22 protein-coding genes are annotated in these 24,356 nt (G+C 68.1%); 7 read left to right on the top strand and 15 right to left on the bottom strand.

Going from position 1 to position 24,356, the window contains the following annotated elements:
• Positions 1-185: 185 nt before the first annotated feature.
• From AC07WJ_RS36215 to AC07WJ_RS36190, 6 genes are all read right to left on the bottom strand, one after another.
• A complete protein-coding gene (locus tag AC07WJ_RS36215) occupies positions 186-1,232 on the bottom strand; it encodes a tagatose 1,6-diphosphate aldolase (protein WP_494939598.1) in 1,047 nt (348 codons plus the stop codon).
• Positions 1,232-2,152 carry a PfkB family carbohydrate kinase gene (locus tag AC07WJ_RS36210; RefSeq protein ID WP_494939597.1) on the bottom strand — a complete coding sequence of 307 codons (921 nt, stop codon included), beginning with the start codon at positions 2,150-2,152 and terminating at the stop codon, positions 1,232-1,234. The genes AC07WJ_RS36215 and AC07WJ_RS36210 overlap by 1 nt, the downstream gene beginning before the upstream one ends.
• Positions 2,152-3,669 carry a tripartite tricarboxylate transporter permease gene (locus tag AC07WJ_RS36205; RefSeq protein WP_494939596.1) on the bottom strand — a complete coding sequence of 506 codons (1,518 nt, stop codon included), beginning with the start codon at positions 3,667-3,669 and terminating at the stop codon, positions 2,152-2,154. Before AC07WJ_RS36205 ends, AC07WJ_RS36210 begins: the two co-directional genes overlap by 1 nt.
• A gap of 271 nt (positions 3,670-3,940) precedes the next feature.
• Positions 3,941-4,414 carry a tripartite tricarboxylate transporter TctB family protein gene (locus AC07WJ_RS36200; RefSeq protein WP_494939595.1) on the bottom strand — a complete coding sequence of 158 codons (474 nt, stop codon included), beginning with the start codon at positions 4,412-4,414 and terminating at the stop codon, positions 3,941-3,943.
• Positions 4,411-5,373, bottom strand: a complete 963-nt coding sequence (locus tag AC07WJ_RS36195) for a Bug family tripartite tricarboxylate transporter substrate binding protein (RefSeq protein ID WP_494939594.1) — start codon at positions 5,371-5,373, stop codon at positions 4,411-4,413. The genes AC07WJ_RS36200 and AC07WJ_RS36195 overlap by 4 nt, the downstream gene beginning before the upstream one ends.
• A gap of 300 nt (positions 5,374-5,673) precedes the next feature.
• Complete coding sequence (locus AC07WJ_RS36190; protein WP_494939593.1) at positions 5,674-6,591, bottom strand: dihydrodipicolinate synthase family protein; 918 nt, start codon at positions 6,589-6,591, stop codon at positions 5,674-5,676.
• Positions 6,592-6,773: 182 nt separating this feature from the next.
• On the opposite strand from AC07WJ_RS36190, the gene AC07WJ_RS36185 reads away from it, so the two are divergent.
• Entirely contained in the window at positions 6,774-7,607 is an 834-nt protein-coding gene (locus tag AC07WJ_RS36185) for an IclR family transcriptional regulator (protein WP_494939592.1), read from the top strand.
• A gap of 13 nt (positions 7,608-7,620) precedes the next feature.
• Here the strand turns inward: AC07WJ_RS36185 and AC07WJ_RS36180 are convergent, their stop codons facing one another.
• Positions 7,621-8,124: a hypothetical protein gene (locus tag AC07WJ_RS36180; RefSeq protein ID WP_494939591.1), complete on the bottom strand. Its 504-nt coding sequence runs from the start codon at positions 8,122-8,124 to the stop codon at positions 7,621-7,623.
• A 313-nt stretch (positions 8,125-8,437) separates the two neighbouring features.
• Between AC07WJ_RS36180 and AC07WJ_RS36175 the strand changes: the two genes are divergently transcribed.
• Together AC07WJ_RS36175 and AC07WJ_RS36170 are read left to right on the top strand one after the other, a co-directional pair.
• Positions 8,438-10,126, top strand: coding sequence for an AMP-binding protein (locus AC07WJ_RS36175; protein WP_494939590.1), 1,689 nt, complete (start codon positions 8,438-8,440; stop codon positions 10,124-10,126).
• 106 nt (positions 10,127-10,232) lie between these two features.
• Positions 10,233-11,222, top strand: a complete 990-nt coding sequence (locus tag AC07WJ_RS36170; protein ID WP_494939589.1) for an AraC family transcriptional regulator — start codon at positions 10,233-10,235, stop codon at positions 11,220-11,222.
• 142 nt (positions 11,223-11,364) lie between these two features.
• Here AC07WJ_RS36170 and AC07WJ_RS36165 read toward each other — a convergent pair whose 3' ends face one another.
• The 3 genes from AC07WJ_RS36165 to AC07WJ_RS36155 all read right to left on the bottom strand — a co-directional run bounded on the left by AC07WJ_RS36165 (position 11,365) and on the right by AC07WJ_RS36155 (position 14,213).
• Positions 11,365-12,861 (bottom strand): flavin-containing monooxygenase, encoded by a 1,497-nt coding sequence (locus AC07WJ_RS36165; protein ID WP_494939588.1) that lies wholly within the window; start codon positions 12,859-12,861, stop codon positions 11,365-11,367.
• Positions 12,862-13,078: 217 nt separating this feature from the next.
• Complete coding sequence (locus AC07WJ_RS36160) at positions 13,079-13,528, bottom strand: cupin domain-containing protein (RefSeq protein ID WP_494939587.1); 450 nt, start codon at positions 13,526-13,528, stop codon at positions 13,079-13,081.
• Positions 13,529-13,742: 214 nt separating this feature from the next.
• The gene (locus tag AC07WJ_RS36155; protein WP_494939586.1) at positions 13,743-14,213 is read right to left on the bottom strand and encodes an Lrp/AsnC family transcriptional regulator; all 471 of its coding nucleotides are present in this window, start codon (positions 14,211-14,213) and stop codon (positions 13,743-13,745) included.
• Positions 14,214-14,373: 160 nt separating this feature from the next.
• On the opposite strand from AC07WJ_RS36155, the gene AC07WJ_RS36150 reads away from it, so the two are divergent.
• The 4 genes from AC07WJ_RS36150 (at position 14,374) to AC07WJ_RS36135 (ending at position 17,807) form a co-directional block, all read left to right on the top strand.
• Positions 14,374-14,685, top strand: coding sequence for a hypothetical protein (locus tag AC07WJ_RS36150; protein ID WP_494939585.1), 312 nt, complete (start codon positions 14,374-14,376; stop codon positions 14,683-14,685).
• Entirely contained in the window at positions 14,682-15,230 is a 549-nt protein-coding gene (locus AC07WJ_RS36145; protein WP_494939584.1) for a PPC domain-containing DNA-binding protein, read from the top strand. The genes AC07WJ_RS36150 and AC07WJ_RS36145 overlap by 4 nt, the downstream gene beginning before the upstream one ends.
• Entirely contained in the window at positions 15,223-15,639 is a 417-nt protein-coding gene (locus AC07WJ_RS36140) for a PPC domain-containing DNA-binding protein (RefSeq protein WP_494939583.1), read from the top strand. The genes AC07WJ_RS36145 and AC07WJ_RS36140 overlap by 8 nt, the downstream gene beginning before the upstream one ends.
• 170 nt (positions 15,640-15,809) lie before the next feature.
• Positions 15,810-17,807, top strand: a complete 1,998-nt coding sequence (locus AC07WJ_RS36135) for a metallophosphoesterase family protein (RefSeq protein WP_494939582.1) — start codon at positions 15,810-15,812, stop codon at positions 17,805-17,807.
• A gap of 80 nt (positions 17,808-17,887) precedes the next feature.
• Here the strand turns inward: AC07WJ_RS36135 and AC07WJ_RS36130 are convergent, their stop codons facing one another.
• From AC07WJ_RS36130 to AC07WJ_RS36110, 5 genes are all read right to left on the bottom strand, one after another.
• Complete coding sequence (locus AC07WJ_RS36130) at positions 17,888-18,775, bottom strand: dihydrodipicolinate synthase family protein (protein ID WP_494939629.1); 888 nt, start codon at positions 18,773-18,775, stop codon at positions 17,888-17,890.
• Between the two features lie 54 nt (positions 18,776-18,829).
• Complete coding sequence (locus tag AC07WJ_RS36125) at positions 18,830-19,396, bottom strand: peroxiredoxin (protein ID WP_494939581.1); 567 nt, start codon at positions 19,394-19,396, stop codon at positions 18,830-18,832.
• A gap of 120 nt (positions 19,397-19,516) precedes the next feature.
• Positions 19,517-20,971, bottom strand: coding sequence for a GntP family permease (locus AC07WJ_RS36120; protein WP_494939580.1), 1,455 nt, complete (start codon positions 20,969-20,971; stop codon positions 19,517-19,519).
• Between the two features lie 3 nt (positions 20,972-20,974).
• Positions 20,975-22,018 (bottom strand): patatin-like phospholipase family protein, encoded by a 1,044-nt coding sequence (locus tag AC07WJ_RS36115; protein WP_494939579.1) that lies wholly within the window; start codon positions 22,016-22,018, stop codon positions 20,975-20,977.
• A gap of 266 nt (positions 22,019-22,284) precedes the next feature.
• On the bottom strand, positions 22,285-24,000 hold the full coding sequence (locus AC07WJ_RS36110; protein ID WP_494939578.1) for a serine aminopeptidase domain-containing protein: 1,716 nt from the start codon (positions 23,998-24,000) through the stop codon (positions 22,285-22,287).
• Between the last annotated feature and the right edge of the window lie 356 nt (positions 24,001-24,356).

Genomic DNA, 24,356 nt, shown 5'->3' with positions numbered 1-24,356 from the left:
GCAGCTCGCGTTCGCGCGATGTCATGAGGCGTCGGGCAAGGGTTCCACGAGCGCCGGCCCTTCAACTCGAGCCGGAATGCACTGATCGCACCAACGCAGCCACCCTCGCCCGGCCGCTGCCGTCAGGAGAAGCAATTGCTTCAGCCGTGGCCCCCCTGTCTCACGAAGGCGTAGGAGAGGGTTTTCTACCCGCCGAAATCAGCATAGCTCGCCGGAAAATCCTGCCCTGCTCCTGCCAGCGCCGGCTTGCCACCGATCGCCGGCGCGGCGTGCCAGGGCCGGGCCGCCTGGTCGGTCAGCCGGTTGATCTCGGCCATGTAGCCGCGCGCCTCACCGGTGAGGCCGGCATCCATGGCGGCGAGGTCGGGATAGGCGCCGAAGGCCTTCCACCAGATCGCCCGGCCGGCGAGATAGCCATTGGCACCGGCGCGATAGGCAAAGCCGAGCACCCGGCGGAATTCCTCCATGCCGGCACCGGCCGAGAGCATCACCCAGGGCCGGTCGATGATGGCGCCCAGCTTGTCGAACCAGACCTGCGCCACCCGCGTCTCGGCGCTGTCGGCGGCCGGATCCGGCAGGCTCGCCGCGGTCAGCGGGCTCTCGAGCTTGTAGATGTCGACGCTGAACGAGGCGTCGGCGAAGTCGCGCACGCTTTGCAGCACCAGCTCGGGCCGCTTGTCGCGGTCCTCGACATAGTCGGTCGTGTGGTGGGCCGCGCCTGCGAAGGGATAGACCAGCAGTTCCAGCAGCAGCGGAATGTCGCAGCGCGCGCAATCGGCGCCGACCTGGCGCACCAGGGCCTGCTGGTGGCGGATCACGTCGGGGGCGGCATCCGGCCGGTACCAGAGCAGCAGCTTCACGCCGTCGGCGCCGAGCCGCTTGATCTTGTCGACCGACCAGCCTGCCATGATCCGGGTCTTGCGGCCGCCCGGCGTCTCCTCGAAGCGGAAATCCTCCAGCGTGATCAGCAGGCCGCGGTCCGGCCGGATATCCGGCTCGGCGACCGAGAAGCCGTAATCCGGATCGATCAGCACGGCCGAGCCGTCGGCCAGCAACCGGCGGGTGAGCAGCGCCTTGACGGCCGCCAGCTCCTCATAGACGGCCGGCCGACCGGCCTTTTCGCCAATGGCCTTCAACAGCGGCGGCCGCTGGTCGACCGCCACCATCTTGAACCGCCCCCGGGCATCGCAAAGGCGCTTCAGGCCGCGCAGCTTGCCGGCAGATATCAACATCAGAGAACCTCGGTCTGGAAGAGCATGCGGTCAACCTCGGCGCGGGTCGGAATGCCCGCCCGGCCACCGCTGCGGGTGCATTTGAGGGCGGAGGCCGCATTGGCGAAACGCGCGGCGCGCGCGACGGCGTGGCCCTCGGCGACGGCCAGCGCAAAGGCGCCATGGAACACGTCGCCGGCGCCAAGCGTATCGACCGCCTCGATCGGGAAGCCCGGCTCGTGCCTGAACTGGCCTGCCTCGAGCCAGCGATAGCCGTCGGCGCCGAGCGTCACGCCGACATGGCCCGATGTCAGCGCCTGCGCGACCTTCAGGCCGGCGAGCGGATCGGCCTCGGCCGTCAGACGGCGCAGGGCCGGCGCCGAAAACACCGCGTAGTCGGCCAACGGCACCAGGCTGCGGGCAATATCGTCGGTGGTCAGGTCGGCATCGAGCACACTTGGCACGCCGAGGCGCCGCGCCTCCTTCAGCACCAGTTCGGCGGCGCGCGGCCAGCGCAGGTCGGAGAGCACGGCATCGGCGTCCCTGAGCCGCGCCAGCGGCAGCCAGGACGGATCGGTGTCGAGCGCCGGGTCGGCGAAGGCGAAGATCAGTCGCTCGCCCTTGGCGTCGACCGCGATCGACGAGACGCCCGAGCGGCCCTGGCGCGCGTGGCGGATCACCGGCTCGACACCCCACTCACCGATCTCCTCGACGATGCGCCGGCCGACCGGGTCGTCGCCGACGCGCGCCCAGAGTTCGACCTTGCCGCCGAGACGGGCGGCGGTCACCGCGCCGGTGGCCGCCGGACCGCCGCCGATCTCCTGATAGGAGCGCGCGAAGACCTTGGTCGCTTCGGTCGGCATCGCCTCGATGCCGAAGATCTTGTCCATGACCGCGATGCCGACGGCAATGACCCGTTTCGAACCGGTGTCGGGGAGCATCACTTCGCCTCTGCGCCGGCATCGGCCGTGGCGACCTGGCGCGACAGCGCCAGCGACCGGCGCACCGCGCTGACGGCGGCGAGCACCGCCAGGATCAGGATGCAGGCGGCGATCGGCCGGCTGACGAAGATCATCAGATCGCCTTGGCTCATGGCGAGCGAACGGCGGAAGTTGGATTCCGCCATGGCGCCGAGGATCTGCGCCAGCACCATGGGCGAGACCGGGAAGTCGTAGCGCTGCATGAGATAGCCGAGAAAGCCGAACAGCAGGCAGACCCAGACATCCGACGGATTGTTGTTCAACGCATAGGCGCCGATCAGGCTGAACAGAAAAATGGCGGGCACCAGCAGGCGCCGGTCGACATTCAGCACCTTGGCGAAATAGCGCGCCCCCAGGAGGCCGATGAACAGGAAGGACAGGTTGGCCACGATCATGCCGGCAAAGATCTGGTGCACCACGTCGGGATGGTCGCGGAACAGGAGCGGCCCGGGCTCGAGACTGTGAATGGTCAGCGCGCCCATCAGCACGGCGGTGGCGGCGTCGCCCGGCACGCCGAGCGTGATCATCGGCAGCACGTCGCCGCCGGTCGAGGCGTTCTCGGCGGTCTGCGCCGCGACCACGCCGGCCGGCTCGCCCTTGCCGAAGTCCTCCGGATTCTCGGCGGTGCGCTTGGTTTCGGAATAGGACATGAAGGCCGCGGTTTCCGGCCCCATGGAGGGCATGACGCCGACCGTCATGCCGATCAGGCAGGCGCGCAGCAGCACCCATTTGTGCACGACGATCTCGGCGATGCGCGGCACCACCCGGCCGATCTTCGCCGTCACCTGCTCGGCCTTGCCGATAATTTCGACCTGGCGGAAGGCTTCCGACAGCGAGAACAGGCCGATCAGCATGGGCACGAAGCTGATGCCGCCGACCAGTTCGGTGGAGCCGAAGGTGAAACGTGGGAAACCGCCGATCGGGTCGAGCCCGACCATGGCGATGAGCAGGCCGCCAGTCGCGGAGACGGCCCCCTTCAGCGGCGAGCGGCCGGTCATGGTGACCGTGACGGCGAGGCCGAGAATGGCCAGGGCGCAATATTCCGGCGCGCTGAAGCGCAGCGCGAAGGTCGCCAGGATCGGCGCGAACAAGGCGAGGCAAATGGCCGAGAACAGCCCGCCTATACCGGAGCCGACGGTGGCGAGCCCCAGCGCCTGGCCGGCCAGGCCTTTCTGCGCCATGGGATAGCCATCGAGCACGGTGACGACGGCCGCCGGCGTGCCGGGCGTGCGGATCAGGATGGAGGCGATGCCGCCGCCATAGATGCCGGCGGTATAGACCGCCAGCAGCATGCAGATGCCGGTCGTCGGCCCCATCGAGAAGGTGAAGGGAATGAGCAGCGCGATCGCCATGGTGGCGGTCAGCCCCGGCAGCGCGCCGACGATGATGCCGCCGATCGTGCCGAGCACGATGGCGAGCAGGTTCGGCCCGGACAGGACGGTCGCGAAGCCGTGGAACAGCAAGGTCAGGTCAAGCATGGGCGGATCCGCGCGGGTGGGAGATTGCGCCGGGAAAATGACCCTCTCCCTCCGGGAGAGGATGCCCGCGTCAGCGGGCGGGTGAGGGGCGTGACCGTCGCGAAGAATGGCGGCGTGCGAAGCTCGCGCAGCGCACCGTACGATCCGGAAATAGACGTCCCCTCACCCGGCGCCTGACGGCGCCACCGTCTCCCTCTGGGAGAGGGTTGGTCGCGCGGTCCCTTTTGCGCATCTGCTTCGAGATTCGGACCACTCCCCATCCCCATTCCCCTCAGAACGGCCAGGCCGCCGGCGGCAGTGGCACTTTCAGCACGGTGCTGAAGACGAGATGGAAGGCGGCGGGCAGGCCCACCGCGTAGCCTGCGATCGTCGGCCAGCGGCGCATGCCGAGCACCAGCGCGAAGACCGCGAGATAGACCATGGTCGCCGGCAGGAAGCCGAAGGGCTCGAGCGCCGCGGCATAGGCCCCGGTCACCACCAGCATGAGGCCGAGGCGCTGCTTCTTGGCCCCGTCGAGCGGCTCCTCGATCACCTCGGAGCGGCCTTTCAGCGCGTTCCAGCCGAGGACCGCGGCGGCGACGAACAGGACGACCGCGATGACCCGTGGCACCACCGCCGGCCCGCCGATGAATTCGGGCGCCGGCCATCGGCCTGACTCGATCACCGCCCAGGCCGCCGCCGCGAAGGCGAGGCCGGCGGCGACCAGGTCCGGCACGGTCATCCGCTTGAGACGGGTGCCGCTCATGTCTTGAGCAGCCCGACTTCCGCCAGGGCCGGCTGCAGGGCAGTCTCCATGCCGGCGAGGAATGTGCCGAAATCGGCGCCGTTCATATAGACGCGCGGCAGTGCCACCTGGTCCATCAGGGCGATGAAGTCGGGGTCGTTGGCCATCTTGGCGAAACCGTCGTTCAGGGCCTTGGCGATGTCCGCCGGCAGGCTCTTCGGGCCGGCGATGCCGCGCCAGTCATAGATGACGTTCTGGATCGGGAAGCCGGCCTCTGCCACCGTCGGCACGTCGGGAAAGCTCGGATGGCGCTGCTCGCCGACCATGGCGAGGAAACGGACCTGCCCGGTCTTGACATATTGCAGCACCTCGTCCGGTCCGGAGACCAGCGCCGAGACATGGCCGCCGACCATGGCGGTGCGGGCCGGCGCGCCGCCGTCGAAGGGCACGAAGCTCAGCCGGATGCCGGTGTTCTTGGCCAGCACCGCGGCCGACAGGTGGGTGTTGGCGCCGGCGCCGCTATTGGCCACGGTCACCACGCCGGGATTGGCCTTGGCGTAGTCGACCAGGTCCTTCAGCGTCTTGAACGGCGAATCCGCCTTGACGCTGAAGGCTGCCGGCGTGCGGTTCAACAGCGCCAGCGGCTGGAAGTCGCGATAGCTGAGCTGGCTCAGCCCCATCAGCCGGTAGGCCGAGAGGTGGAAGGTGACGAGCCCGACCGTATAGCCGTCGGGCCGCGCCGCCGCGACCGATTGCATGCCGACCGCCCCGGTGCCGCCGGTGCGGTTCACGACGTTGACGTTGACGCCAATATGCTGCTTGGCGTTCTTCACCAGCGTGCGGGCGAGCGTGTCGGTGCCGCCGCCGGCGGCCCAGGGCACCACCAGCGTGATATCGCGCTGGAAGGTCTGGGCCAGCGCCGGCGCGGAGAGGCCCGCCAGCGCGGCACCGGCCGTGAATGTCCGTCTCGTGAGCGTCATCGCTCCCTCCCTGATTCCGTTTCGTCCCATAAACCCCTGTTTTCAGGGGCTATTTTTCATTGTCTTGAAGAGGGGCCGGAGGATGGCTCGACCCACCGGTATTGCACGTGGGGCAGCCGTTCTTCGGAATGCGCTGTTCGGTTTCGAAGGCTCAACTTTCACCTCTCCCCGGCGGGGCGCGCAGGATATGCGCAAACCCCTGCCCGCCTGCGGGAGAGAGTGGCGGCGCATAGCGAGTGCGAACGCATCTCGCCTTCGCTCGATGCTATGAGCTGCCGGGCGAGGGTTGACGCTTCCGCCTCAGGCCGCGCCCTTCAGCGCGTCCGTGCGCAGATCCTTGATCCCCAATCCCTGCAACGCCTTGGTCACCGCCGCCTGCTGCGCGGCGGAGGCCACCGGCATGGGCTGGCGCGGCAGCATGGCCGGCACGCCTTGCAGCGTTTGCGCGAACTTGGTGCAGGCCGGCAGGTTGTCGGCGATCATGGCGTTCCACAGCACCAGCAGCTTGCGGTGCAGGTCGTGCGCCGTGGCATGGTCGCCGGCCTTGACCGCGTCCCAGAGATCGACGGAAGCCTTTGGCGCCGCCGACAGGATGGCGGCGATCGAGCCGGCCGCTCCCAGCGTGTAGGACGAATACATCAGCGCATCGACGGCCGAGAAGATCAGCTTGTCCTTCGGCGCGTTGAGCATCAGGTCGGCGAACAGCTTGAGGTCGCCGGCGCTCTGCTTGACGCCAATGACCAGCGGCACCTCGGTCATGATGCGGATCAAGAGCGCCGGCGACAGATAGCTCCAGGGCACGACGTTGTAGATGATGATCGGCATGCCGGTCTCATCAGCCATGGTGCGGAAATGGCGGACCATGGCGTCGTCGTCGGGTTTGAACAGGTAGTGCACCGGGGTGACCTGCAGCGCCGCGACGCCGAGATCGCGCACCGCCTTGCCGCGGCGGACCGCGTCGCGGGTGGAATCGACGATGATGCCGGCGATGACGGGGATGCGGCCGGCGGTGGCGCTCACCGTCTCGGCCATCAGGTCGCGATATTCCTCGTGATCGAGGGCATGGCCCTCGCCGGTCGAGCCGCCGGCCGCCAGGCCGTGCGAGCCGGCCTCGACCAGGAAGTCGACCTGCGCCTTGACCGCGCTCAGCACCATGTCTCCATCCGCACGGAAGGGCGTGGTCATGGGCGGAATGACGCCATAGAGTTTCGAAGTCATCGGAGAGGTTCCTTGGGTTTCCACAGGTCCGATTGGGACTCTTATTCCGGATAGCAGAACTCAACAGCCGAAATGGACATTGGTCAAGGGCCAATTCCGATTTTCCTAGCCTGCAATATCGGCTATGAAGGCTGTGCATGGCCGGGGAGCGGCCCCATGACCAGATGGCCGAGAGGGCAGACGTGAGCGGCGGAACGGCGAGCGGATCTTCGGCCAAGGACCAGGTGCAGTCGCTCACCAAGATGGCGCGCATCCTGCAGTGCTTCTCGGTGCAGCACCGCACGCTGGGGCTGGCCGACATTCACGCCCGCACCGGCTTTCCCAAGGCGACCACGCATCGCCTGCTCGCCAGCATGAAGGAGATCGGCTTCATCGAGCAGGCGCGCGGCCGCGACCGTTACCGGCTCGGCCTCAAGCTGTTCGAGCTCGGCAGCATGTTCCTGGCCAATCTCGACCTGCACCGCGAGGCGCAGCCTTATGTCGACGGGCTCGCCAAGCTCTCCGGCGAAGTGGTGCATCTCTGCCTGTTCGACGGACTGCACGCCGTCTATGTCGACCGCAAGGAGCTGGAATCCGGTCCGAGCTCGCTGATCATGACCATCGAAGGCGCGCCCTGCTATTGCACCGGCGTCGGCAAGGCGATCCTGGCCTTCCGCGATCTCGCCACCTTCGACCAGGTGGTCGCCGCCGGCCTCAAACGCTACACGCCATCGACCATCACCGAGCCGGAGGCGCTGCGCCGCGATCTCGCGGAGACCCGGGCGCGCGGCTATTCGATCGACCGCAGCGAGCACCAGCCCAACCTGCAATGCGTGGGCGCGCCGATCCGCGACGCCGGCGGCTCGGTCTTCGCCTCCATCAGCGTCTCCGGCCCGCGCGAACGCATCACCGATGCCCGCGTGCCGGTGCTGGGCCCGCTGGTCGCCGAAACCGCCGAGACCATTTCGCGCGCGCTGGGCTGGACGCCCGAGGTCGAGGCGCCGGTGAAGCGGGCGAGCCCCGCCGTGGGCAGCTAGCGCGGCGGCCCGCTCAATTGGCGTCTCGGCTCCGGCCAGGATCTGGCGATTGAGGCAAAGGCGGGGTCCAGTGGTTCGGCGCCCACAAGACCTCGCCCGATTCCGCAGCGGGTACAGGCTTCCGGACGAGCATTGTCTCGGGTCGGTCGGCCCGTGGAGACATCGGGATATTGAGAACCGAGGGCATCGCGATGTTCATCCCGAACAGAACGATATAGAGCGCGGCCAAGACGCCGAAAACCATCCCGTCTTGTCTTGCCGCCGGCGTTCCAAACTGCGCGGAATACTTGGCGTTCCGCCACTCTTTTCGGATCAAGGGGATGTCCATCAAGAGCGACGCGGACATCGCCGCGCAGGCCAGAGCCAGCCCCAGTTGGCCGAAGGGAAAGGTCAGCGGCAACCTCGCCTCCGGAGACAACAGGCGGACTGTCAGCGGCCAACTGGCGATGATCACACCGATGCAGAGCGTCGTGACCAAGATGGAAGCGAGGTGTCGCTTGGCGTGATTGTCCTGCATGAAGGGCCGCTGCAATGATATCGACAACGACAATTAGACGCGCTCGAGCGGCCATTTCAACCGGAAGGCGCATAGACACTTAATGTGCCCTTGTCCCGGCCGGCCGTCGATAGCCGCGGCCGACCTCTCCAGCATCCAGTCGCAGCCCCCTGCCCCATGGCCAGCTCCCCGGCCGGTGGTTCATGAGGCAAGATCAGCGTGAGGTCGCGGTCGCCGGGGTCATCACATTCCGGGCCGTTGCGGTATAGTCGAGCAACCAGGCTCCGGCGCGGCGACGCGTCTCAAGAGAGCGAAAGAACCGGGAGAGAACGACATGGTACACGCGCTCGACAAGACCGGTGCCGAAGCCCTGCCCGACTACGCACAGGCGGCCGCGGCCTTCGATTTCGATGCCCTCGCCACCGCACTCGACGGCAGTCTGTCGGATGGCCTCAACGCCTGCGTCGAATGCTGCGATCGCCACGCCGGGACCGGCCGCGTCGCACTCTACTGGGAGGCCCAGGACGGCCGCAGCGCCAGCTTCACCTTCGCCGAGCTCCAGGCGCTCTCCGCCCGCTTCGCCAATTTGCTCGTCGGCCGCGGCATCAAACCTGGCGACGTGGTCGCAGGCCTGCTGCCCCGCACACCCGAACTCATCGTCACCATTCTCGGCACCTGGCGCGCCGGCGCGGTCTACCAGCCGCTGTTCACCGCCTTCGGGCCGAAAGCCATCGAGCACCGGCTGAAAACCAGCCGCGCCCGGCTGGTGGTCACCGACGCGGCGAACCGGGCCAAGCTCGATGGGATCGAAGGCCTGCGCTTCGACACCGCCGTGGTGCGTCACGGCGACGCGCCGCTGCGCGCCGGCGACATCGACTTCCGCGCCGAGCTCGACCGGCAGTCCGCCAGCTTCGCGCCGATCATGCGACGCGGCGACGACCTGTTCCTGATGATGTCGACCTCCGGCACCACCGGCTTGCCCAAGGGTGTGCCGGTGCCGCTGCGCGCACTCGTCAGCTTCTCCGCCTATATGCGCGAAGCGGTGGACCTGCGCGCCGAGGACCAGTTCTGGAACATCGCTGATCCCGGCTGGGCCTATGGCCTCTATTACGCCGTTACCGGCCCGCTCATGCTCGGCCATGCCACGCTGTTCTATGACGGCCCCTTCACCGTGCAGGACACTTACCGCGTCATCGCCAAATACGGCATCACCAATCTCGCCGGTGCCCCCACCGCCTATCGCCTGCTGATCGCGGCGGGACCGGCGGCCGCGGCCGCTGCGAAGGGCCGGATGCGGGTCGTCAGCAGTGCCGGCGAGCCGCTCAACCCGGAGGTGATCCGCTGGTTCGCCGAGCACCTCGCCGTGCCGATCTTCGACCATTACGGCCAGACCGAGACCGGTATGGTGGTGTGCAATCATCACCGGCTGCGCCACGAGATGCGGCCCGGCGCGGCCGGCCTGCCCTTGCCCGGCTATCGCGTGGCGATCCTGGACGATGCCGGCCGCGAGCTGCCGGCCCATCAGCCGGGCGTGCTCGCGGTCGACATCGCCCGTTCACCGCTGATGTGGTTCACCGGCTACTGGCAGCAGGAAACGCCGGCGATCGCTGGCGGCTATTACCGCACCGGCGACGTCATGGAGATGGGCCCCGACGGCGGCGTCGCCTTTGTCGGCCGCTCGGACGATGTCATCACTTCGTCGGGCTATCGCATCGGCCCCTTCGACGTGGAGAGCGCGCTGATCGAGCATCCCGCCGTGGTGGAGGTCGCGGTGATCGGCAAGCCGGACCCGGAGCGCACCGAGCTGGTCAAGGCCTTCGTCGTGCTGGCGAAGGGCGTCGCGCCCTCGGATGCGCTGGCCGAAGAGCTCAGCCACTATGTCAAGCAGCGCCTGTCGGCCCATGCCTATCCGCGCGAGATCGCGTTCGTGACCGAGCTGCCCAAGACGCCGAGCGGCAAGCTGCAGCGCTTCATCCTGCGCAACCAGGAGATCGCCAAGGCGGCGGAAGCCGGCAAGGGCTGAGGCCGCGCCGCCGCGACCGAGGCGGCGGCCCGCTTCCCCCCGCCGGTATTTCACCGCATAGTTCCGCCCCGTGCCCGGGCTTGCCGGTGCCAGGAGATGTCAGGCCATGCCGGCTGATGCGTCCGCACATGCCCCTCTGGCGCGGTTCGCGGCGGTCGACACGCGCTCACCCGACGAGGCCCGCGACGCGATCGGGCGGATCTTCTGCCCGCATTTCCTCACCCCCACGGCGCGCAGCCCCGGCCATTTCCACGCCCGCCACCACAGCGCGCCCCAGGCCGGCTATTCGATGAACTTCGTCGCCTATGGCGCGGAGGTCGAGATCGACCCGGGTGAGCTCTCCGGCTTCTTCCTGCTGCAGGTGCCGGTGAAGGGTGCGGCGCGGGTGCGTTGCGGCAGCCGGCTGACCGAGGTGATGGCCGGCTGCTCCGCCTCGATCCTGTCGCCGACGCTGCCGACGCGCATGACCTGGCGGGACGGCTGCGAGAAGATCATCGTGCTGATCCGCCGCGACGAGGTGGAGCGGCTCGCCGGCGCCATGGTCGGCCGCCCCTGCGAGCGGGTCGAGTTCGATGCCGGCGTCGACCTCACCGGTCCGGTCGGCCGGGCGCTGGCCCGCCATGTCCAGGTCATGCTCGATGCCGCCGACGGACCGGCACCTGTGCCCGAGCCCTATCAGGTGCTGCTGCGCGACGGCCTGGCGACGCTGATGCTGACCGGGCTCCGGCACGACCGCTCGGACCTGCTGGCACAACCCGCGGCTCTGCCCGGCCCGGCGGTGCTCCGGCGGGCCGAAGCCTTCCTGATCGAGCATGCCGCGCAGCCGATCGCCATGGCCGACGTGGCGCTTGCTGCCGGCGCCAGCCTGCGTGCACTGCAGGAGACCTTCCGTCACCACCGCGGCGAGACGCTGACCGAAAGGCTGCAGGCGATCCGGCTGGAGCGGCTGCGCGCGGCGCTGATGGTTTCAGGCGAAGAGGCAAGCGTCACCGAATTGATGGTCCAGGCGGGCCTCGGCCATGCCGGTCGCGCGGCAGCGGCCTATGCGGCGCGTTACGGCGAAGCGCCGTCGCAGACGCGGCGGAGGGTGCGGTAGGGGCGACCGGCTGATGGCGGGTGGGGAGTGGGAGATGGGGATGAAGCGAAACCCGCCGCGCGCGTAAACCCTCGCCACCTTCTCCCGCGAGCCGGCGAGGGTTTGCACGCAGCGTTTCGCATCATGCCTTATTCGCCACTCGCTATTCGCCATTCGCCCGATATTGCGGCGCGGAGGCCAGATAGTGGCCGAAGGCATCGGCATCGGGTGGCGAAAACTTCTCCACCAGCGGGCTGCGCCGGCGGGTCGTCGCACCGATATCCTCGAGCAATTCGTCGAAATGCCTGAAATGGAAGGGCGCGACGCAGAGCCCGCCATAGACGCCCGCCGCCGGCCGCTCCTCGCGTTTCCAGCGCAGCATCATGTCGATATTCTCGCGCATCTCGGCGGCGCCCGGCTGGCGGGCGAGCTGGCCGTCGGCATAGCGCACCAGCCAGTTGGCGCCCATTTCCGCGCAAAGCACGGTGGCGAAGGACGAATTGAAGCCGACGAACCCCATGTCGGGCAGATCGGGATTGGCGATCAGCCGGTAGAGCCGGTACTGGCCGTCGGGCTCGACCAGCCTCGCCCGGTACTCATCGGGCAGGAAGGGCACCCCGAGCTTCCAGCCGGTTGCCTGGACGACGACGTCGGTGTCGAGCCGCTGGCCGTCGCTGAGCACCACGGTGCGGCCGTCGTAACGCAGGATCGTGCCCAGAACCGTATGAACGCGCCCGTCCGCCGCCATCGGGTAATAGTCCGGAGTGGCGATCGGGATCGAGCAATTGATCGCGGTCTCGATCGGCGTCGCCGGCACCATGCGGCATTTCTTCAGCTTCAGCTGGATCTTCAGCAGGCTCTCCAGCGCCCGCCAATTGGCCCAGACGAAAGGCTTGGCGAGACTGTGGTTGAAACGCGTCCGGCGCGTCTGCGCCCAGCCGCCGAACATGTCCTCCTGGGCCCTGACATAAAGGATACGCTTGAAGTTGATCAGCCCCCCGATGAAATAGGGGATGCGCCAGAGCGGCTCGCGCATGACGTTGGTGACCGAGGCGGCCCCCGCCTTGACCGCGTTGACCGCGATGTCGGTGGCCGATTTCGACCCGCCCAGCACGATGACGCGCTTGCCTTTGACGGTTGCCGGATCGGTATAGTCCGAGGAGTGCATGATGGCGCCGCCGGCCGCGGCGAAATCCTGGTCGCCGGGATGGTCGACGATGTTCTTGTCGGAGAACTGGCCGGTGCAGACCACGACGAAATCGAACGCTTCCGCCATCACGGGACCATTGCCGGCCTGAATCTCCAGCGTCCAGCCCGGATGACCGGCCGGCCGCCGCGCCATCGCGACGACCTTGCTGTTCAGCCTGAGATGGGGTGTCAGGTCGTGATCCCCGGCGAACTCCGTCAGGTATTGGTGGACCTGCGGCCCCCTGGGCCATTCCGGATAGGAGGACGGCATGGCCTTGCTGGTATAGCGATAGAGCTCCTTCGGGCTCTGGGTCTGGACATCGGGATAGGAGCGGCTGGGCTCCCAGACGCCGCCGATATCGCCGCCGCGTTCCAGAATGGTGATCCGGTGGCCGCGTTCCTTGAACACCTTGGCCGCGACCAGGCCGGAAATACCGGCGCCGATGATGCAGACGTTCTTCTGCGCAACCATGATCCGACCCTCGTTCGAGCGGGTTTGGGAAAAGGCACTTCAATCAGGGGAATCGGAGCCCGTCGCCGCGCCGCTGCGCGGCGCGCCGGGCGCAGCCGAGTGGGGCGTCCGGCAGCCGGCCGGTCCATTGCGGCTGCCGTCGCTCGCCCCGCCGGGGCGAGATGGCGCGGTGGTTCAGGAGAAAATCTCGAAGGGCGGCCGACGGAGGGCCAGGCCCTCAGGCGTTGGCCTCGGGCGGCAGGAAATTGACCTCGTGGCGCGCCGAGATCTTCACCACCTCTTCCGGGTCGGCGACATTGTGGAGGTTGTTGAACAGTTCCTCCAGCATGCGCGAGGGCGACACCCAGAACAGCGCGCGGGCCGGCTTGTCCGACTTGTTGAAATAACCGTGCGGAATGCCGCGCGGCAGGCGCACGAGATCGCCGGCCTTGGCCTTGACCCATTGGCCATCGAGCTTCAGGTCGAGCACGCCCTCCTGCACCAGGATGAACTCCTCCTGGGTCGGGTGGATATGCACCGGCACGAACTGGCCGGGCTCGCTATTGGTCTCGAAGGCGAAAGTGGATTCGCAGACCGCCTTCGGGAAATAGACTTGGCCCAGAATGTTCCAGGTCTTGCCGGCATAGCCGGTGCCGCCCTCGGTAATGCCTTTTTCGAGTTCCGCCATCCGATCCTCCCCAGGATGAGGCCGCCTTGCGCGACCGTTGATGGCGTCACGAGAGCGCAGATGGGCGACGCGCGCAATCCGGATCGCGCAAGAGACATCCGGATCGCGCGGATTTTTGGGGCGCATGCGGAAGCGCCGAGCCGCGCGAACGAAGGGCACCGGCAGACCCTCTGCCTTTGCGGAAGCCTTGATCCAGCGGCACCTTGGCCTCTCCTCACCCTTCCGGCACCACCGACAGGCTCCGCTTCAGGCATTTCAGCGCGAAGCAGGAGCGTGAATGGCGCACGCCCGGGATCTTGTAGAGTTTCTTCCTGAGAAACTCTTCGTAGCCGGCGGTGCCGCTGACCGCGACCTTGATGAAGTAATCGTATTCGCCCGTGGTCAGATAGGCCTCGAGCACCTCGGGCAGCGCCGCCATGGCGGCGCCGAAACGCTCCAGCACCTCATCGTCATGGCGCTCCAGCGTCACCTCGATGATGACGGTCTCGGTCAGGCCCAGGCGCTGCTGGTCGAGGATCGCCGCATAACCCTGGATCGTGCCGTCCTCCTCCAGCCGCTTGACCCGCTGCCAGCACGGGCTGGTCGACAGGCCGACCCGGCCGGCCAGCTCGCTCATCGACAGGCGGCCGTCGGCCAGCAACTCTCTCAGGATCTTGCGGTCGATGGCGTCGAGCGGTCTGGACAAGGCGACCTCAATCTGTTGCGGCGCAATATGGCGGTCAAGTTTACCGTCGAATATCGACATCGCCAAACGATCGTTCCGGTATGGCTCTCTGAAGCCGCAAATTCGGTAAGTCTTGCTGCGGCAGCTCCGCTAACCTCCCGTCGGCTCCGGAGAGACCGCCATGCACAGGATCGATTTTCGCACCGACACGCCGCTCGACGACCTGCCGCGCGCCTTCGACATCCTGCGCAGGCTGAACTACCGGCTGGGCACAGCGACCGTGACGACAGACGACGGTCGCCCGGCACGGATCTCGATCTCGTTCGGACCGAACGGTCTCCTGTCGGTCGAGACCTTCGTGGCGCTGGTCCAGCGGCTGCCCGGGGCGGCCGACGTCAGGCATATGCCGCCGGCCGCCGCCGAACCGGCGCGGCATGGCGAAAGCGCCGCGCGGGAACGAGAAGGCGTCGTTCGGGAAGGAGCCCTGGCGTGATCGCGGCGGCGCCCTTCCCGCGGCCGCGCACGCTGATCCATCCCGGCCGGTTCAACCCGGTGCGCATCCAGAGCCTCGCCTCGGCTTCGGCGCGCCACCTGCGCCTGGCGCTTCAGCCCGGCCTCAGCCTTCACGACGCGCTGGTCGGCCCGCTCGCGGACCACGGCATCACCTCGGCTTCGACCACCATTCTCGGCGGCTTCTTCGACGATCTTCTCTACTGTGTCGCGCCACCCGACCCCACGGGAAGGGCGGTGATCGCCTATACCAGCCCGATCGCCGCCGGCCGTGCCTTCATGGTGTTCGGCAACGCGACCATCGGCCGGAGCCTGAAGGGCAGCCCGCTGGTGCATTGCCACGCCGCCATCCGCACCGAGGCCGGCGCCATGGTGGGCGGCCATATCCTGACCGAGAGCTGCATCGTCGGGCCCGAACCGATTCCGGTGCTGGTCACCTCGCTCGACGATTTCGAGTTGAGGCAGGCTTATGACGCCGAAACCAACATCCCCCTGCTGCAGCCCCTGAAGGTCGCGATCCATGCCTGACGTGACGGTCGAAACCGGCCGGATGGGCCGCGTCGCCTATGCCCGCATCGCGCCGAACGAAGACCTGGTGCAGGGCGTCGAGAAGCTCTGCCTCGCGGAGGGCTTCCGCAATGCCTTTGTGCGCGGCGCGCTGGGCAGCCTGGTCGACGCGTGCCTGGCCACCCGCGACGGCGGCTTCGTCGCGGTGAAGGGCCCGGCAGTCGAAATCGTCAGCCTCGCCGGCGAGGTGCGCGAGAAATCCGACGGGTCGCTGCGCGCGGCGCTCTCGGGCGTGGTGGCCGGCACCGACGGCGCCATTCACGGCGGGCCCTTCGTGGCCGGCGCCAATCCGATCTGCATGACCTTCGAGGTGACGCTGGAGGAATGGCTGCCGGAGGAGCGGGATGGGCGAATAGCGAATAGCGAATAGCGAATAGAGATGAAGCGAAAAGCGCCCTGCGCGTAAACCCTCGTCCGCTTGCGGGAGAGGGTTCGCGCGTGCCACTCGCCACTCGCCCCATCATGTTGACGCAATGCTGAGCGCCGAGGCTCCGGTCGCCGCGCGGATGTGCCGCGCCCACCGGAGCGTCCGCGCCAGCCATGCCGCCGACCACGACGATCCTGGATATCGTCAAGGCCCTGCGATCCGTCGCACCCGCCGGCGCGGGGCCGCGGCGGCGGCTCGTCGAGATCGTCCTTGCGCTGCGGCACGGCGATGGGGTCAAATCGCGCCGTCATGGTTTTGCCGCCGCCCCACCTCACCTGCCGTCCGGCCCGCCGATGACCGCGCCCGGATCGCGCCCCGCTGCGCCGCCTGACGCTGCCGTCCAGGACCGGCAGGTGCGCCGGCCGCGGACGATGCGACCGATCGTCGATCCGCGCCGCGGCGATGTCGAGGACGACGCGCTCTCCACCAAGCGGCGCTCGCTGCTCGCGCTGGCCGGCACGCTGGTCGCCGAGATCAGCCTGCCCAAGCTGATCACCGCCTGGTTCATCCTGATCATCGGCCCGGGCATCGTGCTCGGCCTGGCACCCCAGGTGGCGCTCGGCTGGGCCTCCACCTTGCAGGACAAGATCACCTCGCCCTATGCCGGGCTCGGCGCGCTGGCACTGTTCCTGGTGGTGGTCGGCATCGGCTGGTTCGCCGGCCGGCCCCTGCTCCGCGCGGCGGAAAGCAATTTCTGGCAGCTGAATTCGCTCGCCGTGCAGCCGTTTTATGTCGCCTGCCGCGAGACGCTCAGGCACTTCGTCGAGAAGCTGCTGCCGGCCGATGCCAGCGAAGCGGCGCGCGCGACACTGCGCTCGACGACCTCGGCGGCGGCCGGCCTGGTGCTCTGCGGCCTGTCGCTCGCCGCCGTGCTGTCGGCCTGGCCGAGCTCGTCCTGGGTCGGCGAGATCGCCGATCTCGCCTCGCCCTATCGCCTCGCCATGAACGCACTGGCCAATTCGGTGGTGCTGATCGGCGCCTATCTCGCCGCCGCGGCACTGGTCTGGTCGATCGCCGATACCACGATGCCGCAACCCCGCGCGCTGGGCGATTTCGCCGCCGATGCCGCGCCCGGGCATCGTTGGCGTATCGCCCATCTCTCCGATCTCCACGCGGTCGGCGAGCCCTATGGCCTGCGCATCGAAAGCGGCCGTTCCGGCCCGCGCGGCAATGGCCGGATCGCGGCGCTGCTGCAGCGGCTGGAACTGGTCCACGCGGCCGAGCCGCTGGACCGGATCGTGCTGACCGGCGACATTACCGACGCCGGCCGTTCGGCCGAATGGGCGGCCTTTTTCGACCTGCTGCAGCAGCATCCCCGGCTGGCCGAACTGATGCTCATCCTGCCGGGCAATCACGACGTCAATGTCGTCGACCGGGCCAATCCCGCCCGGCTCGACCTGCCGACCAGTCCCAACAAGCGGCTACGCCTGTTGCGCGCACTGTCGGCCATGGCCGCGATCCAGGGCGACCGCATGCGGGTGGTCGAGCGCGACAAGGGCGCGCTCGGCGCGACGCTGAACACAGCGCTGAAACCACATCTCGCCAGCCTGACGCGTTTCGCCGATACCGGTTCCTGGCGGCATGCGCGGTCGCTGAGCGATCTGTGGCTCGACGTGTTTCCCCTGGTGCTGCCGCCGGCGACCGAGGACGGCCTCGGCGTCATCCTGCTCAACTCCAATGCCGACACCCATTTTTCCTTCACCAACGCGCTCGGCATGGTCTCGGCCGAAGATGTCGCGGCGGTCGAGATCGCGCTCGCACGCTATCCCGCCGCGCGCTGGATCCTGGGCCTGCACCACCACCTGGTCGAATATCCCATGCCCGCCCGGGCCCTGTCGGAACGCATCGGCACGGCGCTGATCAACGGCAGTTGGTTCGTCCGGCGGCTGCGCCGCTTCGCCGACCGGATCGTGGTCATGCACGGCCACCGGCATCTCGACTGGATCGGCGAATGCGCGGGCCTCACCATCGTCTCGGCGCCCTCGCCCGTCATGGAGGCGAGCGATGCCTGCGAGACCTATTTCTACGTCCACACTCTGGTTGCCGACGAGACGGGAGTTCGGCTGAAGCAGCCGGAACGGGTGGTGGTGAAGGGAGCGAATGGGGAGTAGCGAATGGCGAATGGGGCACGATGCGACGCGCGAAGCCTCTCGCATCATGCTCTATTCGCCATTCGCCACCCACCATTCGCCTACCGCAGCCGCAGCCGTTCCACGACCGCGCGCACCTGACGTTCGGCATCGGCTTCGAGCGGCAGGATCGGCAGCGGCGGGGCGGCCTTGGCCAGTCCGAGCGCATTGGCGGCGGCATAGACGACGCGCAGGCCCGAATGGGCGATGAACAGGTCCCAGAGCGGCTGCAGCTCGGCATTGAGCCTGCGCGCCTCGGCCGGCTTGCCGGCACGCACCGCCCGGACGATCGCCATGCAGGGTTCCGGGAACAGGCCGCCGGCCACGCTGTACCAGGCGTCCGCCCCGGCGATCAGCGTTTCCGTCACCTTCCAGTCGCCGGAAAAGCCGAGCGAGAAATCGCGGCCGACACGCGCGCGCAGATCCTCGAGCTGGGCGAAGACATGACCGGCATCGGGCGCGGGGTTCTTCACCGCCGCGATCGTGCCGATCCGGCTCAGCCGGGCGATCAGTCCGGCGGAAAAGGTGAAATGGGTGGTGCCGGGATTGTTATAGATGCAGACCGGCAGCTTCACCGCCGCCGCCACCGCCTCGAAATGCGCAAAGACCTCGCGGTCGGTCAGCGGCGTGTAGGACACCGGGGCCAGCAGCAGCGCATCGGCGCCGGCTTCCTCGGCATCACGCGCCAGCGCCACCGCCTCGTCGGTGCGCAACGCTCCCGAGCCGACCAGGATCGGCGCCTTGCCCTTGGCCACGGCGACCGCCGCCACGATCGCGCGGCGGCGTTCGGCGCGGCTCAGATAGGGATAGGTGCCGGTGCTGCCGAGCAGGCCGATGGAATCGACCTTGGCGTCGGTCAGCCGCCTGACCAGCCGCTGCAGGGCCTCGGCATCGACCCGGCCATCCGCGTCGGCGGGCGTGATCGGGAAAGCGGAGAGACCGCGGAACATCGCATTCACGGGAGAAGTCCTTGTTCGGGAGGCGGATTTAGCGGCATCAGGGCGTCAGGCCTTGTGCTTCAGCCAGGCGATGACATCGGCGGCGTTCCGGTCGGGCGGAAACACGGGATAAAAGACATGTTCGACGCGGCCGTCGCGGATGACCAGGGTGAAACGCTTCAGCAGCGTCAGGCCCGAAGTCGTGAAGGTCGGCAGCGCCATGGCCATGGTGAGCGCCAGATGCTCGTCGGACAGGATGGCGAAGGGCAGATGCAGGCGTATCGCGGCCTCGCGCTGATAGGCCGGATCTTGCGTCGACAGGCCGTAGAGATGGTCGACGCCGAGCGCCTTCAGCTCGCCGAAATGATCGCGGAAGGCGCAGGATTGCGGCGTGCAGCCGCGCGCGCCGGGGATCATGTCCCAGCCCTCAGGATTGTCCGTGCCGGGCCGGCCGGTGCGCGGGTAGGCGTAGACCACCGTCAGGCCGTTCTGAGCCGAGAGGTCGACGCGCGCACCATCGGTTGCGGCAAGCGCGACCGGTGGAACCGGGCTGCCGGGAAGGTGGCGCGCCGCGCCGTCGTCAGGCGGCGCGGGAATGGTGGACCAATCGGGGGCATCGACCGAGCCGGCCATGGACGGTTTCCTTCCGGTGAGGCGGCGCTCCTTAGGCGATAATTGGCCTTGGCGACAGCACCAGTAGGCCCTGCCCGACAAGACCACTTTACGACCACCGATCCGATTCCAGAGGCCCGATCAGAACGAGCCGAAGGCCGAGCCGAGCGCGATGACGGCGACCAAGGCGATGATCGCCCCGACAATCCCGACCATGACGATGTCGAAATAGCTTTCGCGATGGGTCGCGCCGCAGACGGCAAGCAGAGTGACCACGGCGCCGTTATGCGGCAGGCTGTCCAAGGTGCCGGAGCCGATGACGGCGACGCGGTGCAGCAACGCCGGGTTCAGGCCGATCTCGGCCGCCCGTGCCATATAGGTGCTGCCGAGCGCGTCGAGCGCGATGGTCAGGCCACCCGACGCCGAACCGGTGAGCGCGGCCAGAATGTTGGTCGCCACGGCCAGCGAGACGAGCGGCCCGCCGCCGATGCCCAGCACCCAGTCGCGCACGACGCTGAAGGCTGGCATCGCCGCGACCACGGCGCCGAAGCCGACGAGGCTCGCGACGCTGACGACCGGCAGCACCGAAGCGTTGGCGCCGGCATCCATCGTTTCGCGCAAGGTCGGCAGCCGGCGGAAATTGACGGCGACGACGGTGACGATCGCACAGGCAAGCGCGGTCACCACCGCCCAGACACCCCCGACGGCGGCCATGGATGTCCCGCCGAAACGCGGATCGGCCAGAAAGCCCACATCCATCGCCGGCAGGATGATGAGCGACATGGTGAGATTGACCAGGATCACCACGACCAGCGGCAGCGCCGCCAGCCCGATCGGCGGCGCGGTTTCGGCATGCTGGCCGTGGCCGATCTCGGCAGGGTCGAACTCGCGCGCGGCGGTGGCGCGCTCACGCAGCTTCTGGTCGCCGGCAAGCCTTTCGGCCGAGGTCGGGACGCCTTCACCGAAACCTTCGCCGGCCTTGCGCGCCGCGGCCTCGCTGCGTTGCAGCCACCACAGGCCGAAGCCAAGCATGATCAGCGAGGCTATGACGCCAAGGCCGGGCGCGGCAAAGGGTGTGGTGCCGAAGAACGGCATGGGAATGGCGTTCTGGATCGACGGCGTTCCCGGCAGCGCCGACATGGTGAAGGTCGATGTCCCCAGCACGATCGCAGCCGGCATCAGGCGTCTGGGGATGCCGGCTGAGCGAAACAGCTCTTGTGCCATCGGCGCCAGCACGAAGAAGGCGACGAACAGGCTGACGCCGCCATAGGTGACCAGCGCGCCGGCCAGCACGACGGCGAGAACGGCGCGTGCCTGGCCAAGTCGCTGCACCATGAAATCGGCAATGGCCGACACCGAGCCACTGTCCTCCATCAGTTTGCCGAAGAGGGCGCCGAGCAGGAACAGTGGAAAGAACTGCGCCAGGAAACGCGCGGCGCTCCCCATGAAGGTCTGCGTCCAATGCGCCAGAAGCGGCTCGCCGCCGAACAGCGCGGTAAGGAGAGCCGCGGCCGGCGCCAGCAACACCACACTCCAGCCGCGGAACGCCAGCCAGATCAACAGGCCGAGCCCGATCAGAATGCCCGCCAGCCCCATGCGTCAGACCCCTTGCAGCAGGATGTCGAGATCCAGCGACGAGCGGCGGCCGAGGTCGTCGCTCTTGGTCGCGAGGAAAGCCTCGGCCGCCTTGATCCCCTGGTCGCGCAGCATCTCCAGGAAAGCCCATTCGGCATTGAGCTTGGAGGAAGCGCCGAGATCGGCCAGCGCCTCGCTGTCGACCTTGTGGATGCGCATCGCCGCCCAGCGCGCGCCCTCGTCATCGCCGGGATCGGCGACCTTGCGCAGCAAAGCGATCATCCTGAGTTCCTTCAGCAGCACGGCGTTGAAGGAGACTTCGTTGAGACGATCAAGGATGTCGCGCGCGGAGCGCGGGGTGCCCGCACGCACCACCGGATTTATCGGAACCAGGATCGTGTCCCGGGAGTCACATTCGCGCACCAGCGGCGTAATCGTCGGATTGCCGGAATAGCCGCCGTCCCAATAGCCTTCGCCGTCGATATCAATGGCCTGGAACATGGTCGGCAGGCAGGCCGAGGCCAAAAGCACGTCCGGCGTCAGTTCGTCATTGCGAAACACCCGGCCCCGGCCGGTGCGAACATTGGTGGCGGTGACGAAGAGCTTGATCGAACCAGCCGAAAGCCTGGGGAAATCGATAGTTTCGGTCAGGATGTCGCGCAGCGGATTGGTGCCCCGCGGGTTCAGGTCATAGGGCGAGAAGACCCGCGCCATCATATCCATGGTCAGAAACAGCGGCGAATTGTCGAGCGTCCAGCGGCCGAGCATCACGTCGATCGGGCTGCGCTGGAAGGGGCTGAAGCGCGCGGCCTGCGAGACCTTGCGCCAGAACGCCTCCAGCGCCGCGCGCGCGCCCGCCGCGCCGTCTCCGGCATAGCCATGCGCAAGCACCGCCGCGTTCATGGCGCCGGCCGAAGTGCCGGAAATACCCTCGATCCTGAGCCAGGGCTCCTGCAGCAACCTGTCGAGTACGCCCCAGGTGAAGGCGCCATGCGAGCCGCCGCCCTGCAGGGCGAGATCGATCAGAACCGAGTCACGTCTTGCTGGCATCGGCGCGGCGGCGGACATGGCCGATCTCCGTATTGGCAGGCAAGAGGGAGCGCCACTCGCTGCGTCAATACTATTCGATGCTGCCCGATGATATCGCTACAGTTTGACCGTCGTTTTCCGGGCCGTATTCCTCGGTTCGCCCTCGGCATTCTCCCGCAGGACAGTCTCGTGGTTATTCCGGAGATCGCGATCTGCGATCGGCGATGATGACGGCAAGACTGCACATATGCGCGGGAAGCGGCGAGGCGGCGGGAGACCATGGCGTCATGATCGGACGGCGCGCCTCACGCCGCCCTGGCTTCGTCCCGGTCGGCCATGAAGTCCCGCATCAAAGCCAGCAACTCCGCCCGCGCGTGGCCCTGTGTCATCGGATGGTCGGCGCCGGCGATGATCCGTTTCCCGACGCCGGCCAGCCGGGTCGCCTCGATACCATCCGGACCCATGTAGAGTGCCAGTTCCTCAAGGCCGGGATCGGCTTCGCTATAGGCGAGCAGGATGCGCGTGCCGCGCCGCGACAGCGCCTCGAAACCGGCCGCCACCGGGTTCTCGGCATCGCCGGTCGCCTCATGCCGGCTGAGCCGGGCGGCAAGTTGCTGCAAGGCATGGACCGCCGGCTTGGCGTAACGCTTGGCCAGCGCGACGGTCTGCTCCTTCCAGCGCGCCATCTGGCGCGCCGCCTCGCTGAGGTCCTCGTCCTCCTGACGCTTCCTGAGGTCGATGCTCACCGGCAGGGCGGCCATCCAGGCGCCGAGCGGCAGCTTGTAGCGCGGTCCCCAGACAAAGCATTGTAGGTTGGTCAGCACCAGCGCCTGGATGCGCGGGTCGCCGAGCGCGGCGTGAAAGGCATGGTGGGCACCGCTGCAATTGCCGGCGACCGTGGCGGGTCCGAGGCCACGCGCCACCAGGAGATCGACCGCGGCGCGGATATCGGCCGGCGTCGCCGTGTCGTAATAAAACGGCGTCGGCGCTTCGGTTTCGGCGCGGCTGTCGCCGAGGCCCGCGAAATCCAGGCGCAGCGAGGCGATGCCCTCAGCAGCCAGCGCCCGGGCGAAGGTCACGGTCATGCGCGCCCAGCCGATATGCGGCACGCCGCCGGAATTGGTCAGGACGATCACGCGGCCGTCGCCCTCGCGCGGCCGGCAGAGCACGCCGGCCAGCCGGCCGGCGGGGCCGAAGGTCACGCCCTCCTCGGTGAAGGTCTCGGTGCGCAGCATATCCGGTACGGTCGCCGCGGCCCGCGCTCCACGTCCGGCCGGCGCGGCCTCCACGCTCCAGGCGACCACGGCGTCGATGACGGCGAAGGGCGCTTCCGAGGCCGTCGGATCGCAAATCATCCGCTCGTAACCGGCGAAGACAAGCTGCTGCAGCGCGATGCCGGGACCGGTGAAGCGCTCGACCAGGGGCTTCGCCGAGCCACCGGGCGACACCAGCAACAGGCGTGGGCAAGGCGCGGCCGCCGGCCAGTCGAAGCCCTTCAGCGCCGCGACGGTCGGTTCGGTCAGGCGAAAGCCCGCGACCGTGATGCCACCGGCCGGATCGGCCGGCTGCGGTGCGATGATGCGCGAGAGCGCCGCGGTTTCGCGGGCATAGGCCTTGCCCGAGGCCGGCGGCGCCAGCAAGCCGAGGCCGGCGATGTCGCCGCGTTCGGCGGCGACGGAAGCGGCGATCAGCGCGCCGAGGCGCAGGCCGACCAGCACGACCTCGTCGACGCCCGTGTCCTGCTTGAGGCGCTCGATCGCCCGATGGGTGTCGGCGGTCCAGCGGGCAAGCCGGTCCGGCGCCGTCTCATCGCCGAGCGAATCCGCCGTGCCGTGCAGGTCGAAGCGCAAGGCCGGCAGGCCGGCCCGGGCCAGCCGGTCGGCCATGATCGCCAGGGTGCGGCGTGCGCAGAGCTCCTCGAAACCGAGCGCCGGCACCAGCACCACGCCGCGACCGGACCTCGCCGGTCCGGCCGGCTGGTGCAGCCAGGCCGCACAATCCTCGATGGCCATCGCGATCATCATTCGCCTCCAGGCGGGCAATGATGACAGAGGCGGGTTAGCGCAAAGGAAATTGGGGCGAACGGCGAATTGCGAATGGCGAATAGGTCATGATGCACGAAACCACGCGTGAACCATCGCCCGCTTGCGGGCTAGCGTCCGCACACATCTTTCAGATGAGTGTGAATGCGTCGCCCGTCGAAATCTCAGCCCGGAACCACCATCCTCACCGCTCCCCGGCGGGTGTATGGACGGGAGACATCGTGGACATTCGTTCGGAGACATCGTGGACACTGTTGAGATCTCGAAAGGAGATCTGCGATGCCGTTCACGGGGGTCTCGGTGATGGATCTGAAGCGCGAGTTCATTCGCCTGGC

It is taken from the genome of Phreatobacter sp. GW821-FHT04C01, from assembly GCF_059420385.1.
The sequence above is the reverse complement of the archived record's forward strand: the minus strand, read 5'-3'. Positions and strand labels throughout refer to the sequence as shown.

Coding starts and splice junctions, on each gene's coding strand:
- AC07WJ_RS36215 (WP_494939598.1), bottom strand. CDS start 1,232: ATGTTGATATCTGCCGGCAAGCTGCGCGGCCTGAAGCGCCTTTGCGAT.
- AC07WJ_RS36210 (WP_494939597.1), bottom strand. CDS start 2,152: ATGCTCCCCGACACCGGTTCGAAACGGGTCATTGCCGTCGGCATCGCG.
- AC07WJ_RS36205 (WP_494939596.1), bottom strand. CDS start 3,669: ATGCTTGACCTGACCTTGCTGTTCCACGGCTTCGCGACCGTCCTGTCC.
- AC07WJ_RS36200 (WP_494939595.1), bottom strand. CDS start 4,414: ATGAGCGGCACCCGTCTCAAGCGGATGACCGTGCCGGACCTGGTCGCC.
- AC07WJ_RS36195 (WP_494939594.1), bottom strand. CDS start 5,373: ATGACGCTCACGAGACGGACATTCACGGCCGGTGCCGCGCTGGCGGGC.
- AC07WJ_RS36190 (WP_494939593.1), bottom strand. CDS start 6,591: ATGACTTCGAAACTCTATGGCGTCATTCCGCCCATGACCACGCCCTTC.
- AC07WJ_RS36180 (WP_494939591.1), bottom strand. CDS start 8,124: ATGCAGGACAATCACGCCAAGCGACACCTCGCTTCCATCTTGGTCACG.
- AC07WJ_RS36175 (WP_494939590.1), top strand. CDS start 8,438: ATGGTACACGCGCTCGACAAGACCGGTGCCGAAGCCCTGCCCGACTAC.
- AC07WJ_RS36170 (WP_494939589.1), top strand. CDS start 10,233: ATGCCGGCTGATGCGTCCGCACATGCCCCTCTGGCGCGGTTCGCGGCG.
- AC07WJ_RS36165 (WP_494939588.1), bottom strand. CDS start 12,861: ATGGTTGCGCAGAAGAACGTCTGCATCATCGGCGCCGGTATTTCCGGC.
- AC07WJ_RS36160 (WP_494939587.1), bottom strand. CDS start 13,528: ATGGCGGAACTCGAAAAAGGCATTACCGAGGGCGGCACCGGCTATGCC.
- AC07WJ_RS36150 (WP_494939585.1), top strand. CDS start 14,374: ATGCACAGGATCGATTTTCGCACCGACACGCCGCTCGACGACCTGCCG.
- AC07WJ_RS36140 (WP_494939583.1), top strand. CDS start 15,223: ATGCCTGACGTGACGGTCGAAACCGGCCGGATGGGCCGCGTCGCCTAT.
- AC07WJ_RS36135 (WP_494939582.1), top strand. CDS start 15,810: ATGCCGCCGACCACGACGATCCTGGATATCGTCAAGGCCCTGCGATCC.
- AC07WJ_RS36130 (WP_494939629.1), bottom strand. CDS start 18,775: ATGTTCCGCGGTCTCTCCGCTTTCCCGATCACGCCCGCCGACGCGGAT.
- AC07WJ_RS36125 (WP_494939581.1), bottom strand. CDS start 19,396: ATGGCCGGCTCGGTCGATGCCCCCGATTGGTCCACCATTCCCGCGCCG.
- AC07WJ_RS36120 (WP_494939580.1), bottom strand. CDS start 20,971: ATGGGGCTGGCGGGCATTCTGATCGGGCTCGGCCTGTTGATCTGGCTG.
- AC07WJ_RS36115 (WP_494939579.1), bottom strand. CDS start 22,018: ATGTCCGCCGCCGCGCCGATGCCAGCAAGACGTGACTCGGTTCTGATC.
- AC07WJ_RS36110 (WP_494939578.1), bottom strand. CDS start 24,000: ATGATCGCGATGGCCATCGAGGATTGTGCGGCCTGGCTGCACCAGCCG.